Here is a 19119-nt window from a genome sequence, read left to right on the forward strand (position 1 = left end):
AGCTCAAAAAGGTGGCGTTGGTGGCAGCCATGCGAAAAGTCCTTGGCATGCTCAACGCCATGGCCAAGCACCGTTGCCCCTGGAATCCTGCTCTTTCCGCTTGACCGGCAAGACGGTTGCTCTCCCCTTGAAGGGGAGAGGGGGAAAACCGCCAGCCACCGAACCACTGCCGGTTTGCTCCCCTCGCCCGCTTGCGGGAGAGGGGCCCGGGGGAGAAGGAGAAAACCCGCCGCATATCCAGTGCTGCCGGTTTGCTCCCCTCGCCCGCTTGCGGGAGAGGGGCCGGGGGAGAGGGCCAGCGGGCGCAACCGGCCCCTAGATATGCAGCTGCTTCACCGGCGCCCGGTCGTTGATCCACTGCGGCAGCAGCGAACCGCCCAGCATGCCGCCCAGCGAGAACAGCAGCCCCACCATCTGCGGCGGCACGGCCGCGTCGGCGAAGGCCACCTCGGCGGTCAGCCACGAGGACAGCCCGAGCAGGATGGCCGCCAGTCCGCCCTGCCGTGTCGCCCGCTTCCAGAACAGACCGAAGGCGAGCGGCACGAAGGACGACACCAGCGTGACCTTGTAGGCGTTCTCCACCATATGGAAGATCGACAGGTGCGAGTTCAGCGCGAACAGCGTCACCAGCGTGGTGAACACCAGCACCACCGCCTGCATCACGCGCAGGAAGCGCCTGTCGTCCAGATGGCGGAAATACGGTCGCAGGATGTTCTCGGCGAAGGTCACCGACGGCGCCAGCAGCGTGGCCGAGGCGCAGCTCTTGATGGCGGAAAGCAGCGCACCGAAGAACATGACCTGCGCGAACAGCGGCGCGTGGTCGAGGATCAGCCGCGGCAGGATCAGTTGCGAATCGACATCGATATAGCGCTGCACCATGGCCGGATCGATCAACGTCGCCGAGTAGGCCAGGAACATCGGGATGAAGGCGAAGCAGAAGTACAGCACGCCGCCCAGCACCGAGGCGCGCGCGGCGATGTTCTCGGTGCGCGACGAGGTGACCCGCTGGAACACGTCCTGCTGCGGAATCGAGCCCAGCATCATGGTGAACAGCGCGGCGGCAAAACCGATGATGGCGATCAGGTCCAGTTCAGGCAGGAACTCGAACTTGCCCGCCGCGGCCGCATGCGACACCACCGCCGAGACGCCGCCGGCCTGGCCGCTGACCTCATAGCCGATATACAGCATGCCGATCACGATGATGATCATCTGGATGAAATCGGTGATCGCCACCGACCACATGCCGCCGAACAGCGTGTAGACCAGCACGCTGGCGGCGCCGATCATCATGCCGGCCTCCTGCGACAGCGCCCCGTCCGACACCGTATAGAACACCAGTCCCAGCGCCTTGATCTGCGCCGCCACCCAGCCCAGGTACGACACCACGATGCACAGCGTGGTCAGCACCTCGGCCAGCCGGCCATAGCGGTTGTGGTAGTAGTCGCCGATGGTCAGCAGGTTCATCCGGTACAGCGGCCGGGCGAAGAACAGACCGACGAGGATCAGGCACAGCGACGAGCCGAAGGGGTCCGATACCACCCCGGAGAGGCCCTCGTTGAGGAAGACGGCCGGAATGCCCAGCACCGTTTCGGAGCCGAACCAGGTGGCGAACACCGTGGCGGTGACCACGTAGAACGGCAGGCTGCGGCCGGCGACGGCGAAGTCCGCGGTGTTGCGCACCCGCAGCGCGGCCCACAGGCCGATGCCGACGGAAATAATCCAGTAGATAACGACAAACCAGATCAGCATGCTGCTGCCTATCCCTCAATGCCCGTGGGCCAAGAAACCGAATGGCGGGCGGCAGCGTCGCCGCGGGCCGGATGGCAGCGGCGAACCACGGCGCCCGCAGTCCAATTCATCGGTCGGGGCCGCGTGGATGGCGGACAGCTGCCCCGGGACGGGCGCTGGCCTGCGGTCGTAGCCGAATCAAAACGCGGATTATAGCGATGCATGGAGGGACACAAAGCGACGAAAACAAAAAATGCCGTCGCCTTGTTTGTGGTAGGGCGCCGTCGGAGCGCCAGGAAAGCGGTACTTCCGCGCCCCCTGCCCCGCCAGGATGGCCGGGACCTCGCCTAGCCGATCCAGTCGCCCAGTTGCGTCAATACCACGGTGGCAAGCAAGGCGGCGCCGACGATCACGGTCACGGACAGCAACCGGTTGGTGCGCCGCTGCTCGACCACCAGCGCGGCCAGCAGCCGGTCCTGCTCGGCGTTGGAAACCAGCGCACGGCGCTCCAGGAACTGGTGCGCGAGGCGCGGGAAGTCGGGGATCATCTTGGCCCATTGCGGCGCCTCGACCTGGATGCGCTCCCAGGCGCCGCGCCAGCCGACCTGCTCGTGCATCCAGCGCTCCAGGTAAGGCTTGGCGGTACGCCACAGGTCCAGGTCCGGGTCGAGCTGGCGGCCCAGGCCCTCGATATTGAGCAGGGTCTTCTGCAGCAGTACCAGCTGTGGCTGAATCTCCACATTGAAGCGGCGAGAGGTCTGGAACAGGCGCATCAGCACCATGCCCAGCGAAATCTCCTTCAGCGGCTTGTCGAAGTAGGGTTCGCAGCAGGCGCGCACTGCACTCTCCAGCTCCTCGACGCGAGTCTGCGGCGGCACCCAGCCCGATTCCACGTGCAGCAGCGCCACGCGGTGGTAGTCGCGGCGGAAGAAGGCGATGAAGTTCTGCGCCAGGTAGTTCTTGTCGAATTCGGACAGCGCCCCGACGATGCCGAAGTCCAGGGCGATATAGCGGCCGAAGGTCTCGGGCTGGACCGAGACCAGGATGTTGCCCGGGTGCATGTCGGCGTGGAAGAAGCCGTCGCGGAACACCTGGGTGAAAAAGATCTCGACCCCTTCGACCGCCAGCCGGTGCAGATCGACCCCGGCCGCCTTCAGCGATTCGGTCCGCGAGATCGGGATGCCGTCCATCCGCTCCATCACGAAGACCTCGCTGCTGCAGAAGTCCCAGAACACTTCGGGCACCAGCAGCAGTTCGGTATCGGCGAAATTGCGGCGCAGCTGGCTTGCATTGGCCGCCTCGATCATCAGATCCAGTTCGTCGTGCAGGTACTTGTCGAACTCGGCCACCACCTCGCGCGGCTTGAGCCGCTTGCCGTCGGCCGATACCCGCTCGATCCAGCGGGCGACATCCCGCATCAGCGCCAGGTCGCTGTCGATCACCGGCAGCATGCCGGGCCGCAGCACCTTGACCGCGACCTCGCGGCCGCGGTGCGGGCCGGCCTTCAGCGTGGCGAAGTGCACCTGGGCGATCGAGGCGCTGGCGATCGGCTGGTGATCGAAGTCCTCGAACAGCTGGTCCAGCCGGCGGCCCAGCGACCGCTCGATGATGGACACGGCAACCACGGAATCGAACGGCGGCACCTGGTCCTGCAGCAGCGCAAGCTCATCGGCGATGTCGGCCGGCAGCAGGTCCCGCCGCGTGGACAGCACCTGGCCGAACTTGACGAAAATCGGCCCCAGCCGTGTCAGCGCCAGACGCAGGCGCACGCCGCGCGGCACGTCCAGACGGCGTCCCACCGTGATGACTCGCGTCAGCAGCCGGATGCGGCGGTTGCGGAAGCCGGACAGCACCAGCTCGTCCAGGCCGTAGTAAAAGATGACAAAGACGATCTTGCAAAGCCGCAGAAATCGAGTCATTCAGGAATTCGGTTGGTTGGTTCCAGACGATGGGACATGCCCCGCGTCAACGATGGGCCGAAGGCAGGCCGCCATGCGGCGTGAGGGGCGTGAGCTGCGCCTGTTGTCCGCCCTGGCGCAGCCGCTCCAGCCGTTCCAGCCGCTTCTCCAGGCGGGCAAGATCGTCGCGCAGCACGGCAACCTCGGTGCTGAACTCCGCCAGCGCCACGTGCCGCACCAGCGTCGGCTGTTCGTCCAGCAGGTACTCGGTGACGTTGTCCAGCAGATGCATGCCGGCACGGATGGCGCCGGCATGCAACTGCTGCACCCCATCGACCACCCGCTGTGCGACCCCATCGCCCATGGTGTTGCCCATCACCGCGCGTAACGCGCGCGACAGATCCTCGGCGGCATCCCATCGCAAATGCCGGGCCAGCCCGGAAACGGTATTGGCCAGCTCGGCGTCGCCTTCCAGCCGGACGTGTCGCATGGCGGCCGCCTGTCCGCCCGAGGCGATGTCCGCCGCCACCAGTGGCCATTGCTGAAGCGGCACGCGCAGGATCACCGATGCTTCCGGGTCGCCCTCGCGGGCAACCGCCACGCGGCCGTCGGGCTCGACCCGCAGCGACAGCGCGAATGCCGCTGCATCGAAGCCGATGACACGGCCGGCATAGCCGGCCAGTTGCTGGCGGGCCCACGGCTCCTGTTCGAGCAAGTGATTCAGCGCGGTGATCAAAGGGGTCAGCAGCGCGGAAGGTAGCAGGTTCATGGCGTATGGCGCTTGCAAGCGCGCACTGAAAGGCGGGCGCGGCGAAGCCGGCGGCAACCGCAATGCCATCCCGCGGGAAGCGGAAGCGACCCCAACGGAACCGCGCGCCCAACAAAAAAGGCCCACGCGCATGCGCATGGGCCTCCATTCTAAGCCAGCGGCTGGCGCATCACGCCGCCGTCCAGCCAGGCGTCAGGATTCCTGCTGGATCCCGGCCAGCACCCAGCCGCCGGCACCGGCAGCCGGCTTGGCGAGATTCCACACCTCGCCGAACGGCTGCGCGGCATCGCCCTCATTCTCGCGAATCATGCCGGAGAAGCGCACGCTGGCGATGTGCTGGTTGTCGATGGTCTCGATGCCCAGCAGTGCCGCGTCCAGCGTGACCACGTCGGTCTTGTTGGTCTGCTGCCCGCGCTCGGTCAGGTCCATCTTGATCTCGGCGAACATTTCCGGGGTGGTGAACTCGCGGATGTCGTCGAGATTGCCTGCGTCCCACGCGGCCTGCAGGCGCACGAAGTAGACCTTGGCATTGCGCAGGAAGGCTTCGGTGTCGAAGTCCGCCGGCACGCCCCACGGCTGGGCCGCTGCCGCCGTGGCCGCGCCAGCCGCGGCAACGCTACCCGCGGCCGGCTGCGCCAGGCGCTCGCCGATCACGGGGCCGCGTTGCTGGGCCGAATCGCGCAGCATCGGCTCATTGGCACGGTCGAAGCCGCCGAAACCGCTGCGGCCCGCGGCGCCGCCTGCCGAACCGGCACCAGCACCAGCGGCCGCGCCGGCATAGGCCGGTTGCGGACGCTTGCTGCCGCCACGGAACTTGCGAATCAGCCAGATCGCGACGAAGGCGATCAGGGCGATCAGGATCAGGTTGGACAGGAAGTTCACCGCGGCGCCGCCCAGACCCATGCTCGACAGCAGCCAGCCAAGACCCAGGCCGGCGGCCAGTCCGCCCAGCATGCCACCCCAGTTGCGGCGCGGCTGCGCGGCGGTGGCCGCGCCTGCTGCGCCAGCCGTGGCCGGTGCCGCCTGCTGCTGGCCAGCCTGGCCCGGCTGCTGCGCCGGTGCCTGCGGCGCCTGCTGGCGCTGCTGCGTCACGCTGGAGGACTGCTTGCCCACGCTGCGCGAACCGCCCATGCGCTTGGCATCGGCGTCGAAGACCATTCCGAAGGCCAGCAAACCGGCCATCGACCCCGCAAGGATTTTCCCTCGAACCAAAGACATATCTGTATCCCCTTATTGCGCCCGATGCACCTGACGGCACCTTTGATGGCGTTGTCTCAGTACTTCCGACCGGTATGAAGTGCTACCACGCCAGCCGCAAGATTGTAGTATTCGACGTTTTCCAGGCCCGCTTGTTCCATCATTTGCACCAAAGTTTGTTGATCCGGGTGCATACGGATGGATTCGGCCAGATATCGGTAGCTTTCGGCGTCTCCGGCCACCCGCTGGCCCAGCCACGGCAGGACCTTGAAGGAATACACGTCGTACGCTTTCTCGAGCGGCTTCCACACCCGCGAGAACTCCAGCACCATCACCTTGCCGCCCGGCTTGACGACCCGGCGCATCTCCCGCAGGGCGGCATCCTTGTGCGTCATGTTGCGCAGGCCGAACGCGACCGTGACCAGGTCGAAGTAGTTGTCCGGAAAGGGAATGCGCTCGGCGTCGCACAGGCAGGACGGCGTCAGGATGCCGTCGTTGAGCAGCCGGTCGCGGCCCACGCGCAGCATCGACTCGTTGATGTCGGTCAGCCATACCTCGCCGGTCGGACCGGCCTTGCGGGCGAAGGCGCGGGCGAGGTCGCCGGTGCCGCCGGCGATGTCCAGCACCTTGTGCCCCGGGCGCACGTTGGCCTGGGCGATGGTGAACATCTTCCAGAGCCGATGCATGCCGCCCGACATCAGGTCGTTCATCAGGTCGTACTTGCTCGCCACCGAGTGAAACACGCCGGCGACCTTGCCGGCCTTCTCGGCCTCGTCGACCTTCTCGAACCCGAAATGGGTCTCGCTCATATCCTGCTCCAGGTTGCGCTCGGGTTTCAGTGATTGCCGCAGGCGTGCCCGCTGGCAGGCGGCATCGGCGTGTCGCGGTCGACGCCGGCGGCCTCCAGCCGTTGCAGGTATTCCTGCCACAGGCTTTCCTGCTCCACGCCGAGCTTGTACAGCCAGTCCCAGGAATAGATGCCGGACTCGTGGCCGTCCGAGAAACGGATCAGGATGGCGTAGTTGCCGACCGGCTCGACGGCCGTCACGCCGACGTCGCGCTTGCCGTACTGGAGAACCTCCTGGCCGGGGCCGTGGCCCTGCACCTCGGCAGAGGGCGAATACACGCGCAGGTATTCGAACGGCAGCCGGAAGCTGCTGCCATTGTCGAAGCCGATTTCCAGCACGCGCGACTGGGTGTGGACCGTCAGCGCGGTGGGATGGGGGGTGTCTTTTTCCAGGCCAGCCATGGTTGCCGCAGGGACGCCGCCCCTCACGGAACGGCTGTCACGAATCTTGTACGACCCGATAGCTTACCGCACGGGGCAGACCTTGCCCATCTTCGTGTGCGGCGCGGCGCTCCTGCCCGGTCCGGGGGTCGCCCTCGGGCACATAGCGCAGGCGCCGCTGGTGGAAGCGCGCTACCGTGCTGCGGTGGGCGATGCTGACGATGGCGGCACCGGGCAGCGCCTCGACCATCAGCGCATACATCGCCGACTCGGTGTCCTCGTCCAGCGCGCTGGTGGCTTCGTCGAGGAACAGGAAGTCCGGGCGCTGCAGCAGCGCCCGCGCAAAAGCCAGCCGCTGCTGCTCGCCGGGCGAGAGCCGCAGCGACCAGTTGTCGAAGACATCGAGCTGGTTGGCCAGTGCGCCCAGCTGGGTCCGATGCAGCACCGAACGCAAGATCTCCTTGTCGTAGGTGGTGCCGGTGTCCGGGTAGCACAGCGCATCGGCCAGCGTGCCGACCGGCAGATAGCTGCGCTGGGGCAGGAACAGCGTGCGCGCCTCCTGCGGGATCGCGATGGAACCGCTGCCGTAAGGCCAGATGCCGGCCAGGGCGCGGAACAGCACGCTCTTGCCGCACCCCGACGGGCCGCTGACCAGCCAGCGCTCGCCGGCGCCGATCGACAGCGAGAACGGCGCCACCAGCGGACGCTGCCCGACCGGCCGGCCGGGCTGGCCGACCACCGGCAACGCCAGCGCCAGTGCGTCGATCTCGATGCCGGCGCCGGGCGCGCGGTGCACCTCGATATCGCGCCGCCCGTCGTGCGACCGCTCCTGCCGCTGGGCCTCGCGAATCGCCTCCTGGAAGTCGATCAGACGGTTGGATGCGGCCTTCCAGCCAACCAGCGTGGCGTAGTTGTCGACGAACCACGACAGTGCGCCCTGCACCTGGCCGAATGCCGAGGACATCTGCATCAGCCCGCCCAGCGTCATCTTGCCGGCGAAGTAACGCGGCGCGGCGACCAGGATCGGAAAGATGATGGCGAACTGCCCATAGGCCGAGTTCACGAAGATCAGCCGCCGCGTGTAGAACATCAGCTGGCCCCAGTTCGCGCGGATCTGCTCGAAGCGCGCGGCCAGCCCGGACTTCTCGGTCGGCTCGCCGCGGTACAACGCCACCGGCTCGCTGTTCTCGCGCAGCCGCACCAGCGAGAAGCGGAAGTTCGCCTCGTACTGTTCCTGCTGGAAGTTCAGCCCGATCAGCGGCCTGCCGATCCAGTGCGTGATCAGCGAACCGACCACCGCGTAGCCGCAGGCGAACCACACCATATAGCCGGGGATGGTGATGGCGTTGCCACCGAGCGCAAAGCTGATGGGCCCCGACACCGCCCACAGGATGCCGACGAAGGAAATCAGCGTGACCACGGCGTTGAGCAGGCCGAGCGACAGCGACAGCGCACCGTCGGTGAACAGCCGCAGGTCGTCGGCCAGCCGCTGGTCCGGGTTGTCGGTGGCGTGGGTCTGCTCGATGCGGTAGTACGCCTGCCAGCCCAGCCAGCGGTCGAGGAACTGGCCGGTCATCCAGGTCCGCCAGCGCATCTGCAGCATCATCGTGTAGTACTGGCGGAAGATCGCCGCGACGATGAAGAAGGCCGCCAGGATCGAAAAGCGCAGCAGCAGGGTCTGGAACGCGGGGAAGTCGCGCTGCTCGAGCGCGTTGTAGAACGCCCGGTTCCAGTCGTTGATCAGTACGTTGATGTAGACGATGCCCAGGTTCAGCGCCACCAGCAGCGCCAGCAGGCCCAGTCCCGCCTTGCGGTCCTCCGACTTCCAGTAGGGCTTGATCAGCTCCCAGGTTGCGCGCACGCGCAGCCGGCTCTGGATCTTCAGTTCGCGGGCCGGTACGGCCGGCCCTGGCACGGTGGCGGAGTCAGGCGTCGACATGAATCTGCGGGGGAATGCGCGGGGCGGCGGGCCCCGCTCCGTTCAGGCGGACAGACCGTCAGGCAATGCGGCAAGCGCGCGGCGCAATGCCGGCAGCCGTTGCGCGAGCGCGGCGATGCGCGCGGCATCGGCGTCGCGCTGTGCGGGCGCCCAGATCGCTTCCGGAAAATGCGTATCCCAGCGATAGCGTGGAATGATATGCCAGTGCAGGTGCGGCACCATATTGCCGAACGCCGCCAGGTTGACCTTGTCCGGCGTCATCACCTCGCGCACGGTGCGCTCGACCTGCGTGACCAGACGCATCAGCCAGTCCCGGTCCGTCTCGACGAGATCGGACAGTTCGGCGACGTGCGCGTTCCAGACGATGCGGCAAAAGCCGGGGAAGCGCTCATGCTCGACCAGGATGATGCGCGCCCGCTCGCCGCGCCAGACCAGCTCGCCGCCCTCGCTGTCGCACAGGGGGCAGCCGGCCACGGCGGCAGGCGCCGCTGTCACTGCCATCCCGATCACACCAGCACCCGCTCGATGCCGCCGGCGTTGGCCGCCGCGACGTAGTCGGGCATCCAGTTCTCGCCGAGCAGGTGGCGGGCCATCTCGACCACGATGTAGTCGGCCTGCACCGAGGCGTCCTCGTTGTAGCGCGACAGGCCCTGCAGGCACGACGGGCAGCTGGTCAGCACCTTGACCGGGCCGTCGAAGCCGTCGTCACGCAGCTTGCCGGCGCCCTTGCGCATCTCTTCTTCCTTGCGGAAGCGGATCTGCGTGGAGACGTCCGGGCGGGTCACCGCCAGCGTGCCCGACTCCCCGCAGCAGCGGTCGTTCTTCTCGATCCTGCCGGCCTCGCCATTGCCGCCCATCAGCTCGTTGACGAGCCTGGTCGGGTCCATGGTCTTGATCGGCGTGTGGCAGGGATCGTGATACATGTACCGCGCCCCGCTGACGCCCTCGAGCTTGACGCCCTTCTCCAGCAGGAATTCGTGGATGTCGATGATCCGGCAGCCGGGGAAGATCTTGTCGAATTCATAGCCGGCGAGCTGGTCGTAGCAGGTGCCGCAGCTGACCACCACCGTCTTGATGTCGAGGTAGTTCAGCGTGTTGGCGACCCGGTGGAACAGCACGCGGTTGTCGGTGACGATCTTCTCGGCCTTGTCGAACTGCCCCGCGCCGCGCTGCGGATAGCCGCAGCACAGGTAGCCCGGCGGCAGCACGGTCTGCACGCCGACGTTCCACAGCATGGCCTGCGTTGCCAGGCCGACCTGCGAGAACAGCCGCTCCGAGCCGCAGCCCGGGAAGTAGAACACCGCTTCGCTTTCCACCGAGGTGGTCTTCGGATTGCGGATGATCGGCACGATCTCGTTGTCTTCGATGTCCAGCAGCGCGCGTGCCGTCTTCTTGGGCAGGTTGCCCGGCATCTTCTTGTTGACGAAGTGGATCACCTGCTCCTGCACCGGTGGCTTGCCGTGCGTGGCGGGCGGATGCGCGGTCTGCTTGCGCGCCAGCGTCTTGAGCACCTCGTTGCCGGCGCGCTGCGCCTTGTAGCCCCAGTCCATCATGACCTTGCGGGTCAGGTTGATGGTCTGCGGGTTGGTGGCGTTCAGGAAGAACATCGATGCCGCGGTGCCGGGGTTGAACTTCTTCTGCCCCATCTTGCGCAGCAGGTTGCGCATGTTCATCGACACGTCGCCGAAGTCGATCTTGACCGGGCACGGCGTCACGCACTTGTGGCAGACCGTGCAGTGGTCGGCCACGTCGGAGAACTCGTCCCAGTGCTTGATCGACACGCCGCGGCGGGTCTGTTCCTCGTACAGGAACGCCTCGATCAGCAGCGAGGTGGCCAGGATCTTGTTGCGCGGGCTGTACAGCAGGTTGGCGCGCGGCACGTGCGTCGCGCACACCGGCTTGCACTTGCCGCAGCGCAGGCAATCCTTGACGCTGTCGGCAATGGCGCCGATGTCGCTCTGCTGCATGATGAGCGACTCGTGGCCCATCAGGCCGAACGACGGGGTGTAGGCGTTGCGCAGGTCGGCGCCTTCGAGCAGCTTGCCCTTGTTGAAGCGGCCCTGCGGATCGACCTTCTGCTTGTAGCGGCGGAAGTCGCCGATCTCTTCCTCGGTGAGGAATTCGAGCTTGGTGATGCCGATGCCGTGCTCGCCGGAGATGACGCCATCGAGCGAGCGCGCCAGTGCCATGATGCGGGCCACCGCCTTGTGGGCGTCCTGCAGCATCTCGTAGTCGTCCGAGTTCACCGGAATGTTGGTGTGCACGTTGCCGTCGCCGGCATGCATGTGCAGCGCGACGAAGACGCGCCCGCGCAGCACCTGCTTGTGGATCTTCTGTGCCTCGTCGAGGATGGGCTTGAACTCGCCGCCATTGAAGATCTTGCGCAGCTCGGCGCGCAGCTCCGCCTTCCACGACACGCGGATGGTGCGGTCCTGCAGCAGGTGGAACACGGTGGCGTCCGGCTGCTGGACAAGGCGGGCCTCGAAGGCCGGGCCGAGCAGGCCCAGGCCATGACCGACCAGGTCGACACGGGCCTGCGCCAGCGGCATGTCCAGATGGTCGCGCAGGAACATCCAGCGGCCGCGCACATCGCGCAGCAGCGTCAGCGCCTGCTGCACGCGGTCTTCCAGCAGCTCGGCGCTGGGGATTTCGTTGGCGTCGTCGCTGCGGCCCAGCGGCAGGTTGCCCCGGGCGAAGAAGCCTTCCAGCTCGTCCACCAGCTTCAGCTTGTTCTTGATCGACAGCTCGATATTGATCCGCTCGATGCCGTCGGTGTACTCGCCCATCCGCGGCAGCGGGATCACCACGTCCTCGTTGATCTTGAAGGCGTTGGTGTGGCGGGCAATCGCGGCGGTGCGCGACCGATCGAGCCAGAACTTCTTGCGGGCCTCGGGACTGACCGCGACAAACCCCTCGCCGCTCTTGCCGTTCGCCATGCGGATCACTTCCGAGGTGGCGCGCGCGACGGCATTCTCGTCGTCGCCGACGATGTCGCCAATCAGCACCATCTTTGGGAAGGCGTTGCGCTTGCTCTTGGTGGCGTAGCCCACCGCGCGCAGATAGCGCTCGTCCAGATGCTCCAGGCCGGCCAGGATGGCGCCACCGGGGGTCTTCGACTCGCCTTCGAGGAAGTCCTTGATCTCGACGATGCTGGGAATCGCGTCACGCGCCTGCCCGAAGAACTCCAGGCACACGGTGCGGATATGGCTCGGCATCCGATGCAGGATCCAGCGCGCGCTGGTGATGATGCCGTCGCAACCTTCCTTCTGCACGCCGGGCAGGCCGGCCAGGAACTTGTCGGTGACGTCCTTGCCCAGCCCTTCCTTGCGGAACTTGCGGCCTTCGATGGCCAGCGTCTCGGTGCGCAGCAGCTTCGCGCCCGGTGCCTGATTGCCGTCGAACCATTTCAGTTCGAAGGTGGCGACCGGCACGTCGTGGATCTTGCCCAGGTTGTGGTCCATCCGGGTGACTTCGAGCCAGTTGCCCTCCGGATCCACCATGCGCCACCAGGCCAGGTTGTCCAGTGCGGTGCCCCACAGCACGGCCTTCTTGCCGCCGGCGTTCATCGCCACGTTGCCGCCGATGCAGGACGCGTCGATCGAGGTCGGATCGACCGCGAACACCAGGCCCGCCTTGTCGGCGGCGTCCGCCACGCGGCGCGTCACCACCCCGGCGCCCGACCAGATGGTGGCGACCTTGCCGGACACTCCGGGCAGCTCGGTCTCTTCGACCGGGCCCAGCTGCTCCAGCTTCTCGGTATTGATGACGGCCGACAGCGGCGTCAGCGGTACGGCGCCGCCGGTATAGCCGGTGCCACCCCCGCGCGGAATGATGGTCAGGCCCAGTTCGAAGCAGCCCTTGACCAGCCCGGCGATCTCTTCTTCGCTGTCGGGGGTCAGCACCACGAACGGATATTCGACCCGCCAGTCGGTGGCGTCGGTCACATGCGACACGCGCGACAGCCCGTCGAACTTGATGTTGTCCTTCTGGGTGACGCGGCCCAGCACGCGCTGCGCACGCTTGCGCAGGTCGTAGGCGTCGGCGAACTCCCGCTGGAAGTCGGCGATCGCCTGGCGGGCATAGCCCACCAGCTGCTCGACACGGTGGGAGCGGTCCTCGGCGGCCGGCTCGGCGTGCTCGGCACGGTCGGCGGCGCGGCGCTTCTCGACCTCGGCCAGCCGGTGCTGCAGCGCCGAGATCAGCATGCCGCGGCGCTTGGGATTTTCCAGCAGGTCGTCCTGCAGGTACGGGTTGCGGCGCACCACCCAGATATCGCCCAGCACCTCGTACAGCATCCGGGCCGAGCGGCCGGTGCGGCGCTCGCCGCGCAGCTCGTCGAGGATTCGCCACGCTTCCTCGCCCAGCAGCCGGATCACGATTTCGCGGTCCGAGAAGGAAGTGTAGTTATAGGGAATCTCGCGCAGGCGCGGCGGAGCATCCTGCGTGGCGAGCTTGGCTTCGAGCACGAGTGGGGCGTTCATGGCGGGACCGCGTATTGCGGCGCTACGCTGGAAATCGGTAGCGCCGTTCTTCGTCAAAGCGCGATTGTACTGCAAGGGCTGACTTTTCCGCAGTGCAGCAAAACCGGCCCCGGGCGGGTCTCGTCCCGCTCCCGCTCTGCCCCTCGATCAGAACCAGGTGCGCATCCCGTCTCCGAGGTTCTGCCAGAAAGAGTCCGGAATCCACAGCAGGGCGGTCGTCATCGCCGCATAACGCAGCAGCTTGCCGATGGCCATATAGAAGACGCTGGGCCAGAAGCGCAGCCGCAGCCAGCCCGCCAGCGTGCACAGGGGATCACCTAGTACAGGCAGCCAGGACAGCAGCAGCGTGGGCGGGCCGATCCGGCGCATCCAGCGGAAATACTTCGCGTCCAGCGCGGGCTTGCGCGGCTTGCGCGGGTGCGGCCGGTGTTCGGCGTGCTCGCGCTCGTGCTCGCGGTGCTGGCGGCGGATGTGGTAGCGCACCAGCGCCAGCTTGGCGGCATAGCCCAGCCACCAGTCGATCATGCCGCCCACCGTATTGCCCGCGGTCGCGACCACGATGGCCAGCCAGAAGGAATCCGGATTGAGCTTGATATAGCCGAACACGGCCGGTTCCGAGCCGATCGGCAGCAGCGTCGCCGACAGCAGGCTAATCAGGAAAATGGCCGGCAGCCCGTACTTGGGCAGCGCGGCAGTCTCGAACAGCCAGTCGATCAGACCATCCATGAATCGGCTTGGGTTGGTTGAGGCAAGCGCAGTGGTGCGCGGGGGCCGGCCATTCTAGCAAGGCCCCCCGGCCATCTGGCGGGGCTTTCCGCATGGCACATGCCGGGTATTTGTGATTTACTGTTAGAGCCCGATCCGGCCAAACGTTCACCAGCCGGCACGACCGGCTGTCGACAGCAGAGGTCGCCAGCAGCGGTCGCCGCCATCGGGCATTGCTGCATCCGTAGCCAACAAAAACCGCATCACGAAAAGCCGCGCCTGAAGCGGCAGCAACGCGCCGTCGCCTGTCCCGTGCAGCATCGCGCCGTTCTTCGCAATGCCGGACCGGGCCACGCGCGTCACCCACAAGGAGACAAGCATGGCGATTCCGATCCGGCTGACGGTCAACGGCAAGGCCGTCGACGCCCAAGTCGAACCCAACACCCTCCTCGTCCAGTTCCTGCGCGATCAGTTGCGGCTGACGGGAACGCATGTCGGCTGCGATACGGCGCAATGCGGCGCCTGCACCGTGCATCTGGACGGCCGCGCCATCAAGTCCTGCAACATCCTGGCCGCGCAGGCCGACGGCTGCGCCGTCACCACCATCGAAGGGCTGGCGCCCGAGGGCGAGTTGCATCCGATGCAGCAGGCGTTCCGCGATTGCCATGGCCTGCAATGCGGCTTCTGCACGCCCGGCATGGTGATGAGCGCCATCGCGCTGGTGCAGGAGATGCCGGGCGCCAGCGCCGACGACATCCGTTCGCATCTGGACGGCAACCTGTGCCGCTGCACCGGGTATCACAACATCGTGCGCGCCGTGCAGCAGGGCCAGACCGCGATGGTGGGCGCCGCCGCGGCCCACGCCATTGCCGCCGAATAAGACCGGACAGGGAGATCGCCATGAACGCACCCGACACCCCGCGCCTGATCGGCGCCTCGGTCAAGCGCAAGGAAGACTACCGTTTCCTGACCGGCGCCGGCCAGTACACCGACGACATCCTGCAGGACCGGCAAAGCTACGGCTATTTCGTCCGCTCGCCCCACGCCCACGCCCGCATCCGCGCAATCGACAAGACCGCCGCGCTGGATGCGCCCGGCGTACTCGCCATCTTCACCGGCGAGGACATGGCGGCCGAGAAGGTCGGCGGCCTGCCCTGCGGCTGGCTGATCCACAGTGTCGACGGCTCGCCGATGAAGGAGCCGGTGCACCCGGTGCTGGCGCAGGGCAAGGCGCGCCATGTCGGCGACCAGGTCGCGCTGGTCGTGGCCGAGACGCTGCAGCAGGCCCGCGACGCCGCGGAGCTGGTCGAAGTCGACTACGAGCCGCTGCCCGCGGTGGTGCGGGCCGAGGATGCGGTATCGGCGAGCACGCTGGTCCATGACGACGTGCCGGGCAACACCTGCTACGTCTGGAGCCACGGCGACCGCGCCGCCACCGACGCCGCGTTCGAGCGCGCCGCGCACGTGACCACGCTGGACATCGTCAACAACCGGCTGATACCCAACGCCATCGAGCCGCGCGCGGTCAATGCCAGCTACAACCGGCAGGACGACAGCTATACGCTGTACGTGGCCAGCCAGAACCCGCATGTCGAGCGGCTGCTGATGGGCGCCTTCGTGCTGGGGCTGCCCGAGTCCCGGCTGCGCGTGATCGCCCCGGACGTGGGCGGCGGCTTCGGCTCCAAGATCTTCCTCTACCCCGAGGATGTGGCGCTGACCTGGGCATCGAAGAAGGTCAAGCGTCCGATCAAGTGGACCGCCGAGCGGTCCGAATCCTTCCTGACCGATGCGCACGGGCGCGACCACGTCACCCGGGCCGAGCTGGCAATGGATGCGGACGGACGCTTCCTGGCGATGCGCGTGCGCACCACCGCCAATATGGGCGCGTACCTGTCCACCTTCGCCTCGAGCGTGCCGACCATCCTCTACGCCACGCTGCTGGCGGGCCAGTACGCGACGCCGGCCATCCACGCCGAGGTGACGGCGGTCTTCACCAACACCGCGCCGGTCGATGCGTACCGCGGCGCGGGCCGGCCCGAAGCGACCTATGTGGTCGAGCGGCTGGTCGAGACGGCGGCGCGCGAGCTTGGCATGGACCCCGCCGAGCTGCGCCGGCGCAATTTCATCCGCGAGTTTCCCTATGCCACGCCGGTGGGGCTGACCTACGACACCGGCGACTACGAGCCGTGCCTGGCGCGGGCCCAGGAGCTGGCCGACGTCGCCGGTTTCCCGGCACGGCGGGAGGAAGCGAAGCGCCGCGGCAAGCTGCGCGGCCTGGGCTACTCCTGCTATATCGAGGCCTGCGGGCTGGCACCGTCGAATATCGCCGGCGCGCTCGGCGCGCGTGCCGGCCTGTTCGAGGTCGGCGAGATCCGCGTGCATCCGACCGGCACCGTGACCGTGTTCACCGGCTCGCACAGCCACGGCCAGGGACACGAGACCACCTTCGCCCAGGTCGTCGCCGACCGGCTCGGCATTCCGCTCGAATCGGTGGAAGTGGTGCACGGCGACACCGGCCGCGTGCCCTTCGGCATGGGCACCTACGGCTCGCGCTCGCTGGCGGTGGGCGGCTCGGCCATCGTCAAGGCGCTGGACAAGATCGAGGCCAAGGCCAGGCAGATCGCGGCCCACATGCTGGAAGCCTCGGCCGACGACATCGAGTTCCGCGATGGCGTGTTCCGCGTGGCCGGCACCGACCGCAGCAAGACCTTCGGCGAGATCGCGCTGTCGGCCTACGTGCCGCACAACTACCCACTGGAGCGGCTGGAACCGGGCCTGAACGAGAACGCGTTCTACGATCCGACCAACTTCACCTACCCGTCCGGGGCCTATGTCTGCGAGGTCGAGGTGGACCCGGATACCGGCGAGACAAAGGTGATCAAGTTCACGGCGGTGGATGACTTCGGCAACATCATCAACCCGATGATCGTCGAGGGACAGGTGCATGGCGGCATCGGCCAGGGCCTGGGGCAGGCGATGCTGGAGCAATGCGTCTACGACCCGGACAGCGGCCAGCTGCTGACCGGCTCCTACATGGACTATGCAATGCCGCGCGCGGCCGACCTGCCCGACTTCACCGTCGAGACGGCCAACGGCACGCCGTGCACGCACAACCCGCTGGGCGTCAAGGGCTGCGGCGAGGCGGGCGCGATCGGCTCGCCGCCCGCCTTCATCAATGCGCTGGTGGACGCGCTGGCGCCGCTGGGCGTGCGCGACTTCCAGATGCCGGCCACCCCGCATCGGGTCTGGCAGGCCATGCGCCAGGCCCGGCGCGAAGGCAACGGCCAGGGTGACGGCGCGGCCGGGCCGGCGTCGGCCGATACCGACGTGGTCGCCGACCGCATGAATCCCCTCGCCATCTGACGCGGAGCACGCCATGTACGCCTTCGAGTTCCAACGCCCCGCCGACCTGCAGGCCACCGTCGCGATGCTGCAGGCCGATCCCGACGCCAAGGTGGTCGCCGGCGGCCAGAGCCTGATCGCGGCGATGAAGCTGCGCCTCGCCGCGCCGTCCGCGCTGGTGGACATCAACCGGCTGCCCGGCATCCGCGACATCCGCTTCGAGGGGGAGTCGCTGGTGGTCGGCGCCGGCGCCCGCCATGCCGATGTTGCCGAGCATCCCGATATCCGCCGCCGCCTGCCCGCGCTGGCGTCGCTGGCCGGCCGCATCGGCGACCGGCAGGTGCGGGCACTCGGCACGCTGGGCGGGTCGATTGCCAACAACGATCCCGCGGCCTGCTATCCGGCCGCCCTGCTCGCACTGAACGCCACCGTGCAGACCGACCGGCGCACGATAGCGGCGGACGACTTCTTCACCGGCATGTACGAGACCGCGCTGGCGCCGGATGAACTGATCGTCGCGGTGCGCTTCCCGGTGCCGGAGCACGCCGCCTACGTCAAGTTCCGCAATCCGGCCTCCCACTTCGCGCTGGTCGGGGTGATGGTGGCCCGCACCGGCGGCGCCGTGCGCGTGGCGGTGACCGGCGCGGCCGACCACGTGTTCCGCTGCGAGCCGCTGGAGCAGGCGCTCTCGGCCAGTTTCACCGCCGACGCGGCGCGCGGCGTGACGATCCCGGCCGACGGCCTGAACGGGGACCTGCACGCCTCGCCCGAATACCGGGCGCACCTGATTCCGGTGCTGGCGGCGCGCGCGGTCGAGCAGGCCCTCGCGCACCGCGCCTGACGCCGGAGCACGATGCCGCCGATGCTGCCGACATCGATCGACGCCACGCAGGCGCTGCTCGAGCGCGAGCGCTACTTCGCCGACCGGGAAACCGCCACGGTGCTGTTCCTCGCGCTGCGGATGCAGCGCCCGCTGTTTCTCGAAGGCGAGCCGGGCGTCGGCAAGACCGCGCTGGCGCAGGCGATGGCCGCGGCGCTGGGCACCGCCCTGCTGCGCCTGCAGTGCTACGAGGGCCTGGACGCGGCCAGCGCGCTGTACGAGTGGGACTACCCGCGCCAGATCATGGCGCTGCGGCTGGCGGAGGCGCGCGGCGAGACGCCGGACGCCGACTCGCTCTACCGCGACGCATTCCTGCTCAAGCGGCCGCTGCTGGAGGCGCTGCTGCCCGACCCGCAGGCGCCCGGCGTGCCGCGGGTGCTGCTGATCGACGAGATCGACCGCGCCGACGAGCCGTTCGAGGCCTTCCTGCTGGAGGTGCTGTCCGAATTCCAGGTGTCGATTCCCGAGGTGGGCCGCATTCGCGCCGAGCGGCCGCCGCTGGTGATCGTCACCTCGAATCGCACGCGCGAGGTGCACGACGCGCTCAAGCGCCGCTGCCTGTACCGCTGGATCGGCTATCCCGAGCGCGAGCGGGAGCTGGCCATCGTCGCCGCGCGGGCGCCGGAAGCGGCCGCGCAGTTGCAGGCGCAGGCGGTCGACTTCGTGCACCGCCTGCGTGGCATCGACCTGTTCAAGGCGCCGGGCATCGCCGAGGCGATCGACTGGTGCCGTGCGCTGGCGGCGCTGGGCACCACGGAGCTGGATCCGGACTCGGTGCGCGCCACGCTGGGCGTACTGCTCAAATACCAGGACGACCTGGCGCGCGTCGACGGGCCGACGGTGGCGGAGCTGCTGGCGCGCACCGGCACCGCGGGCTAGGCGGCACGGCATGACAGGCGAACACCCGCACACTCACCGCCGGTTCGCTCCCCTCTCCCGCTCGCGGGAGAGG

At 67.7% G+C, this 19119-nt stretch carries 14 protein-coding genes and 1 pseudogene; 4 read left to right on the forward strand and 11 right to left on the reverse strand.

The genetic code is table 11. From position 1 onward, the window contains the following. Positions 1-315: 315 nt before the first annotated feature. The 11 genes from K6V06_RS05655 to K6V06_RS05705 all read right to left on the reverse strand — a co-directional run bounded on the left by K6V06_RS05655 (position 316) and on the right by K6V06_RS05705 (position 14326). The gene (locus tag K6V06_RS05655) at positions 316-1749 is read right to left on the reverse strand and encodes a sodium:solute symporter family protein (RefSeq protein WP_222240862.1); all 1434 of its coding nucleotides are present in this window, start codon (positions 1747-1749) and stop codon (positions 316-318) included. Positions 1750-2075: 326 nt separating this feature from the next. Continuing rightward, complete coding sequence (gene ubiB / locus K6V06_RS05660; RefSeq protein WP_222240864.1) at positions 2076-3647, reverse strand: ubiquinone biosynthesis regulatory protein kinase UbiB; 1572 nt, start codon at positions 3645-3647, stop codon at positions 2076-2078. Positions 3648-3693: 46 nt separating this feature from the next. Continuing rightward, a complete protein-coding gene (locus K6V06_RS05665) occupies positions 3694-4395 on the reverse strand; it encodes an SCP2 domain-containing protein (protein ID WP_222240866.1) in 702 nt (233 codons plus the stop codon). Between the two features lie 192 nt (positions 4396-4587). Beyond that, positions 4588-5613: a Tim44 domain-containing protein gene (locus K6V06_RS05670; protein ID WP_222240868.1), complete on the reverse strand. Its 1026-nt coding sequence runs from the start codon at positions 5611-5613 to the stop codon at positions 4588-4590. Between the two features lie 56 nt (positions 5614-5669). After that, positions 5670-6401: a bifunctional demethylmenaquinone methyltransferase/2-methoxy-6-polyprenyl-1,4-benzoquinol methylase UbiE gene (gene ubiE, locus K6V06_RS05675; protein WP_222240870.1), complete on the reverse strand. Its 732-nt coding sequence runs from the start codon at positions 6399-6401 to the stop codon at positions 5670-5672. Between the two features lie 26 nt (positions 6402-6427). Then, positions 6428-6841: a gamma-butyrobetaine hydroxylase-like domain-containing protein gene (locus K6V06_RS05680; protein WP_222240872.1), complete on the reverse strand. Its 414-nt coding sequence runs from the start codon at positions 6839-6841 to the stop codon at positions 6428-6430. Between the two features lie 37 nt (positions 6842-6878). Further along, positions 6879-8759 carry an ABC transporter ATP-binding protein/permease gene (locus K6V06_RS05685; protein WP_222240874.1) on the reverse strand — a complete coding sequence of 627 codons (1881 nt, stop codon included), beginning with the start codon at positions 8757-8759 and terminating at the stop codon, positions 6879-6881. A gap of 42 nt (positions 8760-8801) precedes the next feature. Beyond that, the gene (locus tag K6V06_RS05690) at positions 8802-9260 is read right to left on the reverse strand and encodes an HIT family protein (protein ID WP_222240876.1); all 459 of its coding nucleotides are present in this window, start codon (positions 9258-9260) and stop codon (positions 8802-8804) included. A 5-nt stretch (positions 9261-9265) separates the two neighbouring features. Next, complete coding sequence (locus K6V06_RS05695) at positions 9266-13240, reverse strand: FAD/FMN-binding oxidoreductase (protein WP_222240878.1); 3975 nt, start codon at positions 13238-13240, stop codon at positions 9266-9268. Positions 13241-13387: 147 nt separating this feature from the next. Then, positions 13388-13966, reverse strand: coding sequence for a YqaA family protein (locus K6V06_RS05700; RefSeq protein WP_222240880.1), 579 nt, complete (start codon positions 13964-13966; stop codon positions 13388-13390). Between the two features lie 147 nt (positions 13967-14113). Continuing rightward, on the reverse strand, positions 14114-14326 hold the full coding sequence (locus K6V06_RS05705; protein WP_222240882.1) for a hypothetical protein: 213 nt from the start codon (positions 14324-14326) through the stop codon (positions 14114-14116). Here K6V06_RS05705 and K6V06_RS05710 point away from each other — a divergent pair. The 4 genes and pseudogenes from K6V06_RS05710 (at position 14325) to K6V06_RS05725 (ending at position 19046) form a co-directional block, all read left to right on the forward strand. Further along, on the forward strand, positions 14325-14825 hold the full coding sequence (locus K6V06_RS05710) for a (2Fe-2S)-binding protein (RefSeq protein WP_222240884.1): 501 nt from the start codon (positions 14325-14327) through the stop codon (positions 14823-14825). The two genes, K6V06_RS05705 and K6V06_RS05710, sit on opposite strands and share 2 nt — an antisense overlap. Before the next feature lie 20 nt (positions 14826-14845). Beyond that, positions 14846-17215 (forward strand): annotated as a pseudogene (locus tag K6V06_RS05715) (xanthine dehydrogenase family protein molybdopterin-binding subunit); the annotation flags it as partial. 106 nt (positions 17216-17321) lie between these two features. Next, a complete protein-coding gene (locus K6V06_RS05720) occupies positions 17322-18128 on the forward strand; it encodes a xanthine dehydrogenase family protein subunit M (protein WP_222240888.1) in 807 nt (268 codons plus the stop codon). Positions 18129-18149: 21 nt separating this feature from the next. Beyond that, positions 18150-19046, forward strand: coding sequence for a MoxR family ATPase (locus K6V06_RS05725; protein WP_222240890.1), 897 nt, complete (start codon positions 18150-18152; stop codon positions 19044-19046). Positions 19047-19119 lie beyond the last annotated feature (73 nt).

It is taken from the genome of Cupriavidus sp. AU9028 (assembly GCF_019795295.1).
Classification (GTDB): domain Bacteria; phylum Pseudomonadota; class Gammaproteobacteria; order Burkholderiales; family Burkholderiaceae; genus Cupriavidus.